Source organism: Pseudomonas sp. P4_C4 (assembly GCF_056402055.1).
In genome coordinates, this window is sequence record NZ_JBFUID010000049.1 from 1 (window position 1) to 14,917 (window position 14,917).

Genomic DNA, 14,917 nt, shown 5'->3' on the forward strand with positions numbered 1-14,917 from the left:
ATGCAATTCCCAACGCAAGACGTCCGGATTAAGATGCCGCTTGCCAAGTACATCTTCAGGTTTGCCCGCGGTAAAGAATTTATTGGTGTTATAGGGAATATATAATTCCTTTTTGCCTACCAGCTTCCAGTTGAAACGATTGAGTCGCCCTTTATAAACGGACAGTTCATCATATGCCATCACGCCTGCTGTTGATGGCGCCGGCGTGTCGCAGCAGGAGTTAGGTACCTTTCGCACTCGCCGTTGACCGGCAAGGTAGATATGCGTTTGTGATTTGTCGGCATTGATATTGGCCCGATCCATCGCCTGCTCACCGGCTCGAATGGGCGGACCAATATTAAGCAGGCGGATCATCCAATAATCGCCATCGAAAGTCTGCGCTGAGCCATCCTGGAAGTAATAAGGCATCTCCTGGATAGCACGACCATCGGTAGTCATGACCTGTTGACCATCGGCTGTCATCAGATAGAAGCGAGCGTCCCTTGTAATCGAAGTACCGCTCCAACTCAGCAGATGGTTCCACATCGCCTCGTCGCCATTTTTCGGAATCGGAAACGGGATGCCACCATAGGCCCCTTCAGGCATTGGACCCGCGCTACCCTCTACCAGCTTGGCATTAACCGCATTCTTGGCTGTATTGTCATATACCCACTGCGGAGCCGCTGCCGTTCGACGCGTTGGGTAGATATCCATTCGATAGGTGTCTGGATACCGTTTGAACATTTCTTTAACACCATCGCTCAGCTTTTCTGAGTACTGGGCCATGTTCTTTGAAGTAATGCTGAAAAGAGGCTTATCCGCGGCGAAAGGATCACCACGCTTGCCACCCTTCTGATAAGCCGGATCAACAGTGGTATATCCACCATCCCATGCCGGGATACTTTTATCAGTATTACCAGCCCGCTCCGCCCCCAACGGTGTCAGGCTTTTACCCAAATCATCTACTCCGGAAGCCATCGCGGACGCACTTAGAGCAACAGCACTCATTATGAAAAAGTAAGCGGCACTAAATTTAAATCGAGAAGTCATGTCAAAATCCTCTTAGAAAGTGCTCTTGATCGAGAAGGCCAAGTAATCCCGATCCTTTAATGCTTGCTTATAATTGAACTGGCTTGCTTCATTGAGCGTGGTGTCTTCTGGACCGTAATAATGTGTGTACGTCAGACCACAAGTGACACGATCAAGGTAGGTGGCGGTTACACCGATATTGAAATCACCACCTTTATCAGGCCCGAAACTGCCGACCACAGACGACTTACCCATAGGGAAATAGCTGACACCCAACGGAACACTAAGATCGATGCCCGAGAAGACCTGACGATAAGTTGGCGTATACACCAACTTCAGTCCTACACCGTCGTCTGTAGCATTCGGATCCAATGCTGATCGGTTTTCAGTAACCTTCAGCAGCCGGTTCCAGGCTATTTCACCTATCAAGCTGGCCTCATTGGATATGATGGATGGCTCAAGTGAAGCGAGAACGTTCAAATTAACATGGGCTGTCCGCCCGACCGCATATAGCGGATGGTTGTTGTTGTCAGCTTCTACACCAGGCAGTACGACCTGACCATTCGATACCAGGGGCATGTTCCAGCGCATAGACGCTTCCCCAGCAAAGCTGTACTCACCCACTGATTTAGTGAAACTTGCGCCCAGTGCGCGAATATCCTCCGGATACACCCAGTAGAAATCACCCACTTGCCCGGTGGCAAAATTCGGGCCGGATACACTAGGACGGAGGTACAACTGGGGCGTTTTATCGTGGTATTGGATAGCATAAAGCCCGTAATCGACGGTTTCAGCTGCGTAGCGCAACTGCAATCCACCCTGTCCAGAATTCCTGGCTTGCTTGTCCTTGCCGTGGAAAAAAGCCGCAGGGCTACTTGGATTACCACCAAGAAAATTCGGGAATGGCTCCCCAACAATCAAGCGCTCGGCCCCCTCTCCAAGTATGTCGAGAGTGGAGAAATAGCTACCGACAGCAGGTAACCGTGTTTTTTCCCACTCAAACTGATAGAAAGCGCCTAACGAGAGCGCATCAGTAAGCTGGTAGGAAGTAGACAACTGACTTACTGGTCTGGTGATCTCTTTGAACTGGGTATTCGGTACTGAAATAGCCTTCACCACGTCCACCGGAGCCATGCCGCCCGCAATCCCGTTGGACCCGAAAAACAGACTTTCCCCCCAAATCAAGGCATGCTGTCCCAAGCGAACGGACAAAGCACGATCTGCAACTTCACCATTCCAATAGACGAATGCATCTAATAACTCACCGTCGCCGCCATGCAGATGTCGAGTGTCATCAGTGAATTCGTCATAGGCAACTGAGACCTGGTTCGCGCGTGCGGGGTTGTTGTTATCGTTGTCCTTCTGGTATTCGGTGTCGAACCAGGCTGCCCCGCTCACACGACCACCGAAATTGCGGTAAGCGATATCCATTTCCGAGAGAAGGTCGAAACGGTTAGAGATCAGGCCCTTATCGAAAGCACGGTCACCATCATCCTGGTTCAGGCTGACTTGGCTTTTGGAAAGCTTGCTACTTTGGTCCTTCAGACGCCATGCAGAACTGTACTTGAGGGTGTTATCCCAGCGGACACGAATATCGCTGTCGCCCGTGTCAATTTGAAATGCACTGGCACTCATCGATATCAAACTCACCGCACCGCCAGCGAGAACGCATGCCAAGTACTTCGGCCGCCCTGAAGGCGCCGGATATGAGTACGCAGTAGACTTGAATACACGCATATACGAACCTCTTTTGTTTTTGTATTAGGCTTCGCTGAATTTCAATTTTGACGCCGCTAACCGCTCCTCCCGAAAACTCACAAAACCTACCCGGCTCTCACCGAGCACCAGCGACAAGATAATTTCCACCAATTTTTTACGATACGGGACGTTTCGTATACTTACAGCTGTCAGCTATGCCTGTCAAGCCCGTGGCGATGTGTTTTGCCTACGGTTTTCTGGCAGGGGATTTTTGCCTGGTGTCCCATTACCCCAGCAGCCAGAAAATCCGCGGAACCACTACCAGCAAGGGTGAAAGAACAGAGAGTTATAATCTTTTGAGATTTGGAAGCTGCCGCCCCCTTTCCTGACGCCTGAACAGACGAAGCGCTAGCGCAACCTCACCTCTCAGCTGCTAAGCGGTGACAATTATAAATGAAACAATACGAACCGTTTAGCAAATTAACGTTTGTAATGTTTTGCAAGAGCGCCTGCAAGAAAAGTTAACGTTTTGAGGTCGTCGTTGAACGGGACAAAATAGCGTCACGTATCGCTTCTCTTGTATTTTAAGAATCGATACGCGCTGAATGGCGGGTAGAGGTCAAGAGTTCAGTAAAACCAACATCCCCCAGCAGTGATTTACATTTAAAAAAACGCTTGCATTAGAAGCCAAGCGTGAAAATTGCAGCACCTAATTAAAATTTAAACATTCCGTTGAGCATCACTGCGTCACCTTCCGAGGTATTTCGAGCATAAACATCTTTCTGATAGCTGAGTACTATTCCAAAGTCCCGACTTGCGTAGCCCAGTTGTGGTCCGACTTTTATTGACTTGGTTCGATTACCTACATCATCCCCGTGGGACTGGTCATCATTCAACTGCGTCGATAAATACCCACCAATACCTGCTAGCCAATTCTGGGTCAGCCGATAATTAAATCCATAGTCAACAGCGACCTGGATACCAGACTTATAATCAGTCTTTGGATTTTCGTAACTGTAGTTAACACTGACCTTCGAGCTGACCTCAACTTGCGGCATTGGAAACCAGGTAAAAGCGTAAGCAGCATAGATTGCTTTACTATTGTTTCCTGGATTGACTAATGCGTGCTCATCATATTTTCCCCAAGGCGCTACAAAATCCAGCTCCAGGTTATGGAGATAGGTTGGAGACTGCCAACTGACCAAGGCACCGAATAATGGATCGCCCATTCCATTCGAGGAGTCTCTACCAAATGGCCCCAGTGCAGGGATATCCAGGTGACCGTCAACGTAAGGAACTGCGAGCTGCAATGAAACGTTACCGCCAAGTAGTGTTGGCCCATCAAGCGTGTGTACTAACCTCAAAGCATGAGCGTGGACTCTTCCTTTAGCCTTCGGAAATACTTTATTCCCTTGCCCATCTCGAATTGAGTCTATGGCAACAGTTTTGTTGTATGTGTAGGCATGAGTTTCGCCTGGAGCACCTACTGCCCCACTCATGACAGTTACAATACCCAATGGATAACTGGAAGTGCCACCTTCAAGCGCAATCGATTGGGCGGAAAACAGCAATACACCAACACAAATCACCAGGCGAAAATCAGCTGGAGTTTTCATCACACTTTCCTTTCTTGTTCTTGTTTTTGGCAATGGTACTGACGCAATTAAATAACTGAAAATCCGCCAAAAATCTTTGGGATGCTACTCTCCCAAGAAAAATATTTCTCCCGCCTCAGAAATTTCCAAACTCACAGGAGTCAAACGCAAGCCAAGACAGGGGCCTTTTATGCACAAACCCGAATTGATTTCAAACAACGCACCATGACCACTACAAACGATATGCTTGGACCCACTGTCGAGATATCGATTCTTGCGCACCGGCATAGTCGAACCGGGCCAATGGGGGCAAGAGTTTTTGTAGCCAACAATATTTCCGCGATCATTGACTAAAAAAATATCGTCTTGACCTATGCTTTCCGTCCTGAACCCCAAAGATTGCCCTGGCGCAATTTGCTCGAGATGGCAAAGCCTGCGGCGATCAGATTTTGCCATCTTTGACCTACCCCCTTATCAATCGGGCTTTCCGCCGGGAGCCCATTTTTCACGCCAATGGAACAGGAACACTTGGGAGTTATCGGTGATTGCAGGGGCTACGCGTGGTGACCATTCATCGTCGTGCTGATCCATATCGGCGTCGTACTCGATGTGGCAACCCAATGGGGTGTTGAAGTACCAGAACCAGTTAGACCCAAACTTATGTCTCCCAGGCCCCCAATATGATTCGTAACCTTTAGCAGCAAACGCGTAGCCGGCTTGCAGTACTTCCTGTGGCCCGCCCATGTGGAAAGTAAAATGCTCACATCCTTGCAAATGCGGCGGGGTTTGAATGAAGAAAAGGGTATGGTGATCGAAAGTCCCAGCGGGACGCAGGAATGGGCCCATCCCGACGAATTTGTCTGTGAGTTTGAAGCCCAGACGATCAGAATAAAAGCGCTCGGCCTTCTCGGCATCAGGGACGAAATAGACAACGTGGGAGAGCGTTCGTGGCTTGGGAGCGAGCTCTGAACTGTCATCTACACCGATCTTGTTCGCAGGACGGTGAATATCTCCTGGCGCGTTGACACGCTCGGCGGCCAGTTTATGTGGCTTTCTGATCGAGACCTGGAAACCCAGAGAGAATCCGAGATCGTCCACTAGCTCCAGCGAACCATCGGCCAAAACCTTGACTTCACGCTCGCCCTCAAACTCCTTCTGGATGCTCTCGAGAGTCGCGATGTCTTTTACGCCGTACACTGTCTTGCGCAACATGTTTGCAGTCGGCAAATTCCAGGCAGGTAAAGCCGGATCGTCACGATGCTTGATGACTACACCAGTTCCATCCAATGCCTCAAAGCGTCCACCCCCTACCGGCTCAAGGCCGTAATCCTCCAGGAAGCGCTCGCAGAGCGCGACATCGTCAACACCAAAATACAAAGTGTCCGGGCCAAGGATGTTCATTTCAACACCTATCAAAGAATGCGTTTTTGTTTTATCAGACCCGTACTTTTGCCGGGTCTGAGAGCTCTGATGCGCGCGTGAATTTCAAATACACGTCACATGAATGGCTTGCGTTCTTCGGGCCACCAAAGACCCGAGATAGGTTGCCCCATTGTGTTGCGCAGGGTTCCGACCCCCTCAACAATCATTTCGACGACATCACCTGGCTGGAGCTTACGATCAAGCTCCAAAGCTGAACCACCGCCCATGGTACCCGAACCGATCACATCGCCAGGCACGATGGCTTCACCAAGGCTGGCCCAGGCAATGAGCTCGCCAATCGTCCACAGCTTATTGGAGCTGTCACCTTTGCCCCAAGTCTCGCCATTGACGCGAACTTCCATGCCGATCCGGTCCAGGTCTTTGAATTCATCTACGGTGGTAATCCAAGGCCCGATACCGTAGGCGAAATCTTTACACTTGGTGGGGCCCATCCCAATCGGCATTTCGACTGCCTGACAATCGCGGGCACTGAAATCGTTGAAGATGGTGATACCAAACAGGTGATCAAGCGCGTTATCAGGACGCAGACTTTCTCCACGCTTTCCGATGACGTAGCCAAGCTCCAGCTCGTAGTCCATGTGCTGGATGTATCCTGGCCACGGAACTTCCGCCTCATGCCCAATGACCGTATGCGGGGTACCTTTGAAATAGCCAGGCACCTTCAAAAGATTAGGCGTTGGCGGCTGGCCAATTTTTTCATGGAAACCCTTGATGTGCCCCACGAAAGTCAGCCCATCTCGCACCACAGAGGGATCCGAGGCTGGCAACCACTGCACACTATCGAATGAAATTGAATGTGCATCCGGCCGCTTTGCATTGATCTTTTCAGCTGCCTGGGTAAACGGTGTGCCCAGCGCAATTGCCGCCGACATACTGCCAGGGAAAACAGCATTTGCGTATTGCAGAGCAGTTTCCCGGGAAGAGCCGTCCTTGACCAACTGTTCATGGAGCGCGCGCTTCAGGTCAATGACCCGGCGCTCCTCTGGGACTACCAGCACCAAACGAGCTTCCGCGCCGTCAGGCCCGTTAACAGAAATTCGGCCGAGCTTCATGTGATCTCCCTCTTTTTATTGACTAAATGAGCCTGAATCAGGTCTGTAGGGCTCAAATCTATACGACACGAACCGTTTTGTAAAGAGCAAAAACCAGGATGGGTATCGATTGATTCCTGTGGCTCTAGCCAGACCCTTTTCCTGGCTAGAGCCACAGGGACTTGAGGGAACCGAAACAGCTGAGGTGGCAATTTAGCTAGACAAACAATATACTATTCGTCTCGTTTCGTTTCGTTTTTAAGATTGTACAATGAATCAGTCAGACCACTTCAAGCCCTCAGAACCAAAGAGCCCAATGCAGGTCAAGAAAACCTCATCGCCTGCTGGACGCCCTCGCAGTGAAGCGACGCGTCGACAGATCCTGGAGGCTGCTATCAGCCTTCTTCAGGACAAATCGATTCAAGCGATATCTATCGAAGCAATAGCTCGAGAGGCTGGTGTCAGTAAGGCGACCATTTATCGATGGTGGGAATCTAAGGCTTCTGTGGTCATCGATGCGTTTATTGAGCAGCATTTGGTAAAAACAACGCTTCCTCGAGGAATGCGCCCACGCGACGCCATAGCACATCATTTCCGTTCTTTGGTGATGCAGTATTCGGGATGGCCTGGCCGGCTCGTCGCTCAAATCATTGCCGAGGGTCAATCTGATCCTGCCATTCTTCGAGTCTTCCGTGAGCGATTTCATTACGGCCGCAGAGCAGTCGTCAGAGAGATGCTTGAAGAGTGGAAAAACAGCGGCGACATTTCAAAAGATTCAAATCTCGAAGCGCTAATGGACTTGATCTATGGGCCGGTTTATATGCGCCTGATGATAGGTCACGCCCCTCTGGACGAATCCTTTGCTGAATCGCATATCAATTACATATGCGAATTGCTGGGCTCTAAATTCTGAAGATCGTTATAGTTTCCAAAATACAATGCCGGCCTGATGGCCGGCATTTGTATTTCACAACAGAGTCAATGCTTTATCTACAGGATGCCCAGCCACTTGGTGGGCCAGCTGGATCTAGAACGCAGTATTTGTCTTTCCTTTTAGCGCGAGCATTTCCCTGGCCTCTTGAGGCGTAGCGATTTCAAATCCCAACTGCTCCACGATACTTCGGATTTTCCGCACTTGTGCGGCATTAGAAACCGCCAACTCACCGCGCCCAATGTACAAGCTATCTTCAAGACCCACTCTGACGTTGCCGCCCATAATGGCCGCGAGAGTCGCTAGTGGCATCTGGTCTTTACCTGCGCCCAATACCGACCAGTGATACTGATCACCAAATAGACGATCTGCGGTTCGCTTCTGATGCATCACATCTTCGATATGAGCCCCCATGGCACCACGCAAACCAAAAATTGTCTGGATGAACAACGGCGGCTTAACCAGTCCTTTATCCAGGAAATACTTTAGCGTGTACAAGTGGCTGACGTCGTAACACTCGAACTCAAAGCGGGTACCGGTATCCCCAATGGTTCGCAGGATCCATTCGATATCGGAAAAAGTATTGCGGAAGACAAGATCCTTTGTGGCATTAAGATGTTCCACTTCCCAACTGTAACGCCACTCTCGATCCTTGCTGGCCATTTCGGAAAGGTTTAGGTTTATAGACCCCATGTTCAGGGAGCACATCTCCGGTTGCAGCGCAACACCTGCCGCCGCACGCTCGCTAATTGCCATTCCCGGGCCTCCACCGCCCGTAGAAATGTTCACGATGGCATCCGTTTCGGCCTTAATTCGAGACACGAACTGACGGAAGATTTCAGGATCGCCAGTGGGCCGACCATCCTCAGGGTTTCGGGCGTGAAGATGAACGATCGCCGCTCCCGCTTTTACTGCTTCGATCGCCTGATCGCCAATCTCTTCGGGAGTAACCGGCAGATGAGGAGACATCGACGGCGTATGAGCACCACCTGTGATAGCGGCGGTTATGATAATTTTTCTCACAGTTTTTCTCCTTCTTTCAGCGCTAACAGGACAAACAGCATTCGACAGTTACGCCCTGAACGATTCGACCAACTGTGGTTCGTTGCGCGCTGTACCAGTACGTCTCCTGGCCGCATAACGGTCTCACCGTGATCCATCATCGCGACAATCTCGCCCTCGAGTACCACGGCGTAATCAAGCGATTCCGTTTTGTGGAACCAGAAATGTCGAGGCTTCTTCTTGTCGCGAACACCTTCGTTATCGAGAAATTCGACCAACTTTTCTTGGTCATAAGCCTCGTCTGGTGGGAAGTCGACTATCCGAAGAAGCGAACCATCCTCAGAATGAAAACCAAATTTGTGTCCGGCTGGCGCTGGATCCAAGCCGTCYGCGCGCCCCGCACCCGTTGCCCAAACGACTTGTGCGACCGGTTTACCAGCTTGTGCCAGAACATTTGGAGTATTGGCGTCACTGGTGAAAATCGACTCACCAGCTTCGTTATGACCAGTGACAATTCTCCGTACTGGCTTATAGGCCACTTCGGTAATGTTATTCATCATGAAGCCTCAAAAACGGTTCGTTTAGTTTCGTAATTAACTAAATTTTTTTTGACTCATGCCGCCTTTAGGCGACTCACCGGCATAACCACAAATGTTGCTGACGAACTGGCGACCAGCACTTCTCGCTGAGGGTCATGAAGTTCGGCTCTGGCGAATGCAATCTGACGACCCACACGCTCAACTGTTGCCTTTGCTTTCAACAACGACGGTTTCGCAGCCGCCTGCATATTCACCGTAATACTGGTAGTGGCACAGGTTTGCCCGCAGGGCAGCATGCTGAGCACTGCAAAAGCCATGGCATAGTCGAGCATGGTCATCAAGGTGCCACCGGCTATAACACCATTTCCCTGAATGGCTGTTACTGGCGCTTCGAAACTGAGTTCGACAGCTCCAGGGTGGCCATGAACCAACCGAGCGCCAAGCGCACTTAGTCCAGCAGTCAATTCAAACGGGATGTCGAATTGGGCCTCTGAAATAACACGCTCCAAAAAGGCCCGATCTGGATTGTCATCGATCGTTTGCATAATACGTTACCTCAACCTGGATAGCTGATGCACTTCTGCCGCTGCTCACCCAGTCCGGCAATTGTGCCAACCATAATATCGCCGTCGCGCAAGAAACGATTGTAATGAGTTCCATTGCCTGCAGGGGATCCGGTACAAATCACATCACCTGGCAATAGCTTTGCGTACTTCGAGATGTATGCAATTTGTTGTTCAATTCCAAAAAGCATATCTGCAGTCGTCTCATCCTGCATTGTTTTGCCGGACACTGTCAGTTGCATCGAGAGGTTGTGTGGATCTTCAACGAACTGCTTGGGAACCAGATACGGACCAAGCGGAAGAAAGCCTGGCTGCCCTTTCGATCTCAGCCAGTCGGTACCGAGCATCTTGTAGTCAGTGCGTGGAATCAGGTCACGAGCCGAGATATCATTGATGATCGTATAACCGGCGACATAATCCATGGCCTCTTCCGCCCGGATATTGTACCCCTCCTTGCCTATCACTACGGCCAATTCCAACTCCCAGTCCGGCTTGCTGGTAGTGGGTGGAAGTACCAAGTCCTCATAGGCACCCGAAATTGCAGAGACTGGCTTGGTGAATACATAGGGTTCTCCATTAGCCACCCTCTGATCCATCATATCTTCGGCCCACTTCCTCAGTTCTTCCTTGCTCAGCCCTTCTGGTCCGACATTTGAATCAACGGTCAAATCCACTACATGCTTTCGATAGTTTGCGCCTGTGCAGAACACTTGCCGCGGCAGGTCAATCGCAGGGCGAAACGTGAGTTGATCTTCATTATACCAAGAGGAAGTAATGGCTTTACTCACAATCGATTCGAGCGCGGCGCAGCTGGCATCCCAGTTTTCCAGTAGCGACAGCACATTTTTTTCTCGGAGAATATCAACCCCGAACTCCTCAGCCACACTGCTGACTGGAACAACTTTCCCGTCGACAACCAGACCAGCAAAGCGGTGCTGCGGATTGGTTTTTAAAGAAAATGTACCGAGCGAGAACTTCTTCATGTGCACCTCCGAATTATTGTAAGAATGAGCCGTCGACAATTTGCTCATAGGTAAAATCCGCGCCGGGTAACCCAAGCAGCGCTCTCTGTCCAATAAGAAGTTCAATACCCTCGCGAGAAGGCGTCAGAGTTCCAGGGAATGTATTCACCAGTGCTGTTACTGCTTCGACAGGCATGCCAAGTACCTCCAAAGCCTCTGTCAGCTTTGCCGTGTCGCTAGGCAGGGTCGTTAGCGTTGCGTTGAGGATGCGTACCCACGCTTTCAGCGCTTCATTCGCATGACTCACCGATTTCCTCACGACCAATCCTTGACCTGGAAAATTGGCAAATACATCCTGAATTGTTGCAATTTTCTTGAGTCCCCGCTGAACCGCCATGGTGTCGAACGGCGGCCCGAGCAAGGTCGCATCACCCTCCCCCGCAACAAGAGCCGTAAACCGCTCACGCACCCCGCCAACGGGTGTCAGGCGATAGTCGTCAGCACCGAGTCCTGCTTCCTTGAGTAGCGCTCGAAGGGCAATGACAAAACCGTTCTCGGGGGCATCCACCAGAATGTTGGCACCGCGCAAATCCGCAGGAGCTGACATGGCCGAGGAGCCGACCAGTTGTAACGGCGTGGTGGTTTCAATCTGAGCAATCACCACGAAGTCTTGTGGACCTTGCCGGCGGTTCCAGTGCAGAACGTTGTCGATCGACGTTACGACCGCGTCGACCTCTCCTGCACACAGTGACGAGTACTGCTCATCAGACGATTGAGTCATCGAAGACTCGAGGCGCAAATCTGCCGGCATTTGCCACGAGGCTGCTACCGCAATGGCAGGAGGGACAAACCACATCACACGCAGAGAGTCGTTGGACATTTTTTGTTCTCGTTGAAAGTACCCATATATAAAACTATACGTATCGTTTTGTCAACGAGCCTACCCATGCTTGATAAACCCGCCAGAGGACGGGTATTACAGGTCTAACACCATACGAGGCGTCTTGCTTCCTGAGCAGCAAACAAAGACAGTCTTGCCCGCCTGCTTTTCCGCCTCGCTGAGAATTGAATCGCGATGGTCTGGCGTGCCCTCCAGCACCCGCACCTCACAAGCACCACAGATGCCTTCGCGACAGGAATGCATCACCTCTACACCGTTTTCAATCAGCGCATCGAGCATGCTTTTACCCTGCTCCATCTTGAGGGTCTTCCCGGTCTTCGCCAGTACGATCTCATACCCACCCGATGTCGCGGCTTCCTGCAGCGGTATAAAGCTCTCGAAGTGAACTCTGCTATCAGCGATGGAAAGCGCCTTTGCTTGCTGAGAATAGGCCTGAATCATCCCCGCAGGCCCGCAACAATAGTAATGCCGGGTTCCATCATCACCACGGAAAACCTCCTGGATGTGAGCGACGGTAGCCTCGACGTCGTACCCCAACAGCAACTGGACCTTGTCCTGGGTGATGTGACCTTGCATCGCGTCGATCAACGCGGCGTGGTTAACACTGCGAGCGAAGTAATGCAGCTCCCAGTCCATGTTTTCGTTATTCAAATGCTGCGCCATACACCAAAGCGGCGTAACCCCTATCCCACCCGCGATCAGCACAGAACGATGCTCGCCTTCAGAGAGGGGGAACAGATTTCTGGGCTCACTGACCTGCAACCTGTCCCCGGGACGCAAGCGTTCGTGAATCATGATCGATCCACCACGACTTTTAGGGTCTTTGGCTACCGCTATGACGTAACGATTTCTCTCGGACGGTTCGTTTAGCAAGGAGTAACTGCGCAGAGGAATAGCCTCCGCAATGACGTCAATGTGGGCCCCCGGAGTAAATGCAGGAAGCGTCACGCCCTCCAGCCCTTTTAGCTCATACGCCAGTACCCCATCTGCCTCATGGGTGACTGATTTGATGTACACCTGGAATGTGTTTGGCATTTCGCAACCTAGCCCGAACCATGGATTGTTATTGGAGCGTTCGGCCGCCAGCTCATCAATCTGACGGCCTAACGGGCTCAGAGATAAGTCATTCTGCGTTCTTGACGCACCTGCTCCGTGTAGTCCTGAATGACGGTCCCAACAGGAATCATGTCAGCCAACGCCCTCAATGAACGGTAATCGCTCGCTTGCGCCTGGATGCTGTCTTCATTGGCTTCCGATTGGCGGATCCGCTCCATCAATTCACGCCGTAAACGGACAATTGCGAGATCCCCGCTACCCAGAAACTCCCGTGTCCGATCGACGATGGGAATGCTCTCCGCAACGGCATAATCCTCAAAAATAACGCCCGGAACACCTGTCCAGCTCCGACCAGCACGCATTGCTTCGCGATCTTGCCCATAGTTGGGAAGACCTTGGCGGGACGCTGCGAAGTTGTCGTCGGACTCATCGGTACCGAGTAGCGCGAAATCCGGGAGGTTTTCATCGATAGGTTGGCGCGAATCCCAATAGACGTACCACTGAAGACTGCGCGTATTGTTGACTGGCACCACGATGATCAGAAATCCCGCTTCTTGTTCGGTGGTACCAATGAAAGCGGTCGCCGGTGCTACGAACTCGGTAACCCGAAGGTAGTCCTGCTCCTGACCAGTGGTGCGCAACGAATACGACCGCAAGCCATACGGCTTGCTTTCCAGCGTGTACTTGGGGGTGTCGTTGCCAGTGACGAGCTGAAGCCCAGCTTGGGGAAGCTCCGGGTTCGCCGTGGTGTCATGGTGCAGCAGTCCGATATGGGCCGAGTCCATCAACGTTTCGACGTTTTGCAACCAGTTCGCTTCGTTATAGGAAGCCCGCGGTCTGGCGTGCTTACGATCAAAATAGGTGAATGCATAGTCGGTGAAGGCCGGCGCTTCACCCTCCCCCAAGTACACCCAAACAATACCGCCACCCTCGCGAACCTCGAACCCCTGACCCTTTACCTTTTTGCAAAAAGTCTGGTCTTTCTCGGTTGGCATTTTGGTGCAGTTGCCCTGCGTGTCAAAACTCCAACCATGGAAGATGCAAGTCAGGCGGTTACCTTCATTTCGACCCAACGCCAGCGAAACGCCGCGGTGTGGGCACGCCTCATGAAGGAATCCGACATGGCCATCATCTGCGCGAAAGGCGACATATTTTTCGCATAGCAGTTCGACACGTTGCGGCGTGCCTCCCGGCTCAAGCGCCTCACTGCGCAGTGCAGGAATCCATTGCCGTTTCCAATACCTGTGCAGAGGTGTGCCAGGGGAGACGTCCGTCAGCAGGCGGTTCTGTTCAGCGGTCAGCATAGCGAGTCCCGTTCTTGTTTTTTAGAAGAGCCGCAGCCAGGCGGCCAAAACTATCTTAATAAAGAAGTATCTCAATTATTAAGATAGTTTTAGGCTATGCTCACCTTTACCGATCGTCAAGAAAATTCGTTAGCATGTTAACGCTTTACGATGAACGCTCCGTCGGCCTCAATGCACTTGGGTTCATCGCCTCAGCAGCGCCATAGCTGCAAGGCACACCTGGTTCGCACTAAGGTATGATCACCTCAAAGCCACCTGATGGATTTTGCATGAACGATTTATTGTTTCCTGCCGCCAGCCCTGAGGCCGTGGCGCAAGCATGGCGTAACGAACGTCCGGATCTGGATCACCATGGATTGGCGATTACTCTCCGAATCCGAAGCCTCGCCATGTTGATCGATCACCACATTGAGGTAATCGCGGACGACCTTGAACTGGGAATGAAGGATCTCATGCTGCTGTTCGCTTTACGGCGAAGCGGCCCGCCTTACTGCATGCGCCCTACCGATGTCTTTCGTCTGCTGAAGGTGACGTCAGGCGCTGCCACCTATCGAGCGGACAAATTGGTAGAACGCGGCGTCGCCAACCGGATTCCCGATCCACGTGATCGCCGAGGTCAATTGATTCAATTGAGTGAGGAAGGAATGCGCTTGGTTGATGTCGCCATCACCCGCCTGGCGGAATCAAGCTCCAAATGCCTCGCTTCGCTCGATAGCGAAGAAGGTGAGCTTGATCAGATTGGCCATCTGCTGCACTCGCTGGAAGCCGGGTGGATGGAGATTACTCCCCTCAGTGAAAACCCACTCGCACGCTCTGACGATCCCAGTCTGTGATGAGCACTTCATGACTGCGGATGTCGCCGATTTGAAAAAGCAGCCAGCCCT

Annotated in this window: 15 protein-coding genes; 2 read left to right on the plus strand and 13 right to left on the minus strand. The window is 51.5% G+C overall.

Translation table 11 applies throughout. From position 1 onward, the window contains the following. The 6 genes from AC1DXW_RS22575 to AC1DXW_RS22600 all read right to left on the minus strand — a co-directional run. On the minus strand, positions 1-1,029 hold a 1,029-nt coding region (locus AC1DXW_RS22575; RefSeq protein ID WP_477760466.1), incomplete at its 3' end, for a DUF1329 domain-containing protein. 12 nt (positions 1,030-1,041) lie between these two features. Beyond that, positions 1,042-2,745, minus strand: a complete 1,704-nt coding sequence (locus AC1DXW_RS22580; RefSeq protein WP_477755480.1) for a DUF1302 domain-containing protein — start codon at positions 2,743-2,745, stop codon at positions 1,042-1,044. A 674-nt stretch (positions 2,746-3,419) separates the two neighbouring features. Then, the gene (locus tag AC1DXW_RS22585; RefSeq protein WP_477760467.1) at positions 3,420-4,322 is read right to left on the minus strand and encodes a SphA family protein; all 903 of its coding nucleotides are present in this window, start codon (positions 4,320-4,322) and stop codon (positions 3,420-3,422) included. A gap of 84 nt (positions 4,323-4,406) precedes the next feature. Further along, positions 4,407-4,757, minus strand: coding sequence for a Rieske (2Fe-2S) protein (locus AC1DXW_RS22590; RefSeq protein WP_477760468.1), 351 nt, complete (start codon positions 4,755-4,757; stop codon positions 4,407-4,409). 18 nt (positions 4,758-4,775) lie between these two features. Continuing rightward, positions 4,776-5,702, minus strand: coding sequence for a VOC family protein (locus AC1DXW_RS22595; protein ID WP_477760469.1), 927 nt, complete (start codon positions 5,700-5,702; stop codon positions 4,776-4,778). Positions 5,703-5,797: 95 nt separating this feature from the next. Further along, the gene (locus AC1DXW_RS22600; protein WP_477760470.1) at positions 5,798-6,796 is read right to left on the minus strand and encodes a fumarylacetoacetate hydrolase family protein; all 999 of its coding nucleotides are present in this window, start codon (positions 6,794-6,796) and stop codon (positions 5,798-5,800) included. A gap of 295 nt (positions 6,797-7,091) precedes the next feature. Here AC1DXW_RS22600 and AC1DXW_RS22605 point away from each other — a divergent pair, with 295 nt between their 5' ends. Further along, entirely contained in the window at positions 7,092-7,688 is a 597-nt protein-coding gene (locus AC1DXW_RS22605; RefSeq protein ID WP_477756254.1) for a TetR/AcrR family transcriptional regulator C-terminal ligand-binding domain-containing protein, read from the plus strand. Between the two features lie 114 nt (positions 7,689-7,802). Here AC1DXW_RS22605 and kce read toward each other — a convergent pair whose 3' ends face one another. The 7 genes from kce to AC1DXW_RS22640 all read right to left on the minus strand — a co-directional run bounded on the left by kce (position 7,803) and on the right by AC1DXW_RS22640 (position 14,033). After that, positions 7,803-8,729, minus strand: coding sequence for a 3,5-dioxohexanoate:acetyl-CoA acetone transferase (gene kce, locus AC1DXW_RS22610; protein ID WP_223457555.1), 927 nt, complete (start codon positions 8,727-8,729; stop codon positions 7,803-7,805). Then, complete coding sequence (locus AC1DXW_RS22615; RefSeq protein ID WP_223457553.1) at positions 8,726-9,265, minus strand: cupin domain-containing protein; 540 nt, start codon at positions 9,263-9,265, stop codon at positions 8,726-8,728. Before AC1DXW_RS22615 ends, kce begins: the two co-directional genes overlap by 4 nt. A 56-nt stretch (positions 9,266-9,321) precedes the next feature. Next, complete coding sequence (locus AC1DXW_RS22620) at positions 9,322-9,792, minus strand: PaaI family thioesterase (protein ID WP_477756253.1); 471 nt, start codon at positions 9,790-9,792, stop codon at positions 9,322-9,324. Between the two features lie 11 nt (positions 9,793-9,803). Continuing rightward, the gene (locus AC1DXW_RS22625; protein WP_477756252.1) at positions 9,804-10,793 is read right to left on the minus strand and encodes a fumarylacetoacetate hydrolase family protein; all 990 of its coding nucleotides are present in this window, start codon (positions 10,791-10,793) and stop codon (positions 9,804-9,806) included. A 13-nt stretch (positions 10,794-10,806) separates the two neighbouring features. Then, complete coding sequence (locus AC1DXW_RS22630; RefSeq protein ID WP_477760471.1) at positions 10,807-11,652, minus strand: ABC transporter substrate-binding protein; 846 nt, start codon at positions 11,650-11,652, stop codon at positions 10,807-10,809. A 96-nt stretch (positions 11,653-11,748) separates the two neighbouring features. Beyond that, the gene (locus tag AC1DXW_RS22635) at positions 11,749-12,708 is read right to left on the minus strand and encodes a PDR/VanB family oxidoreductase (RefSeq protein WP_477760472.1); all 960 of its coding nucleotides are present in this window, start codon (positions 12,706-12,708) and stop codon (positions 11,749-11,751) included. A gap of 77 nt (positions 12,709-12,785) precedes the next feature. Beyond that, on the minus strand, positions 12,786-14,033 hold the full coding sequence (locus AC1DXW_RS22640) for a Rieske 2Fe-2S domain-containing protein (RefSeq protein WP_477760473.1): 1,248 nt from the start codon (positions 14,031-14,033) through the stop codon (positions 12,786-12,788). A gap of 269 nt (positions 14,034-14,302) precedes the next feature. Here AC1DXW_RS22640 and AC1DXW_RS22645 point away from each other — a divergent pair, with 269 nt between their 5' ends. Further along, positions 14,303-14,866: a MarR family winged helix-turn-helix transcriptional regulator gene (locus AC1DXW_RS22645; RefSeq protein ID WP_223514710.1), complete on the plus strand. Its 564-nt coding sequence runs from the start codon at positions 14,303-14,305 to the stop codon at positions 14,864-14,866. Positions 14,867-14,917 lie beyond the last annotated feature (51 nt).

Excerpts from the sequence above, each read along its gene's own strand:
- AC1DXW_RS22580 (WP_477755480.1), bottom strand. The coding sequence starts at position 2,745 with ATGCGTGTATTCAAGTCTACTGCGTACTCATATCCGGCGCCTTCAGGG.
- AC1DXW_RS22585 (WP_477760467.1), bottom strand. The coding sequence starts at position 4,322 with ATGAAAACTCCAGCTGATTTTCGCCTGGTGATTTGTGTTGGTGTATTG.
- AC1DXW_RS22590 (WP_477760468.1), bottom strand. The coding sequence starts at position 4,757 with ATGGCAAAATCTGATCGCCGCAGGCTTTGCCATCTCGAGCAAATTGCG.
- AC1DXW_RS22595 (WP_477760469.1), bottom strand. The coding sequence starts at position 5,702 with ATGAACATCCTTGGCCCGGACACTTTGTATTTTGGTGTTGACGATGTC.
- AC1DXW_RS22600 (WP_477760470.1), bottom strand. The coding sequence starts at position 6,796 with ATGAAGCTCGGCCGAATTTCTGTTAACGGGCCTGACGGCGCGGAAGCT.
- AC1DXW_RS22605 (WP_477756254.1), top strand. The coding sequence starts at position 7,092 with ATGCAGGTCAAGAAAACCTCATCGCCTGCTGGACGCCCTCGCAGTGAA.
- AC1DXW_RS22620 (WP_477756253.1), bottom strand. The coding sequence starts at position 9,792 with ATGCAAACGATCGATGACAATCCAGATCGGGCCTTTTTGGAGCGTGTT.
- AC1DXW_RS22625 (WP_477756252.1), bottom strand. The coding sequence starts at position 10,793 with ATGAAGAAGTTCTCGCTCGGTACATTTTCTTTAAAAACCAATCCGCAG.
- AC1DXW_RS22630 (WP_477760471.1), bottom strand. The coding sequence starts at position 11,652 with ATGTCCAACGACTCTCTGCGTGTGATGTGGTTTGTCCCTCCTGCCATT.
- AC1DXW_RS22635 (WP_477760472.1), bottom strand. The coding sequence starts at position 12,708 with ATGCCAAACACATTCCAGGTGTACATCAAATCAGTCACCCATGAGGCA.
- AC1DXW_RS22640 (WP_477760473.1), bottom strand. The coding sequence starts at position 14,033 with ATGCTGACCGCTGAACAGAACCGCCTGCTGACGGACGTCTCCCCTGGC.
- AC1DXW_RS22645 (WP_223514710.1), top strand. The coding sequence starts at position 14,303 with ATGAACGATTTATTGTTTCCTGCCGCCAGCCCTGAGGCCGTGGCGCAA.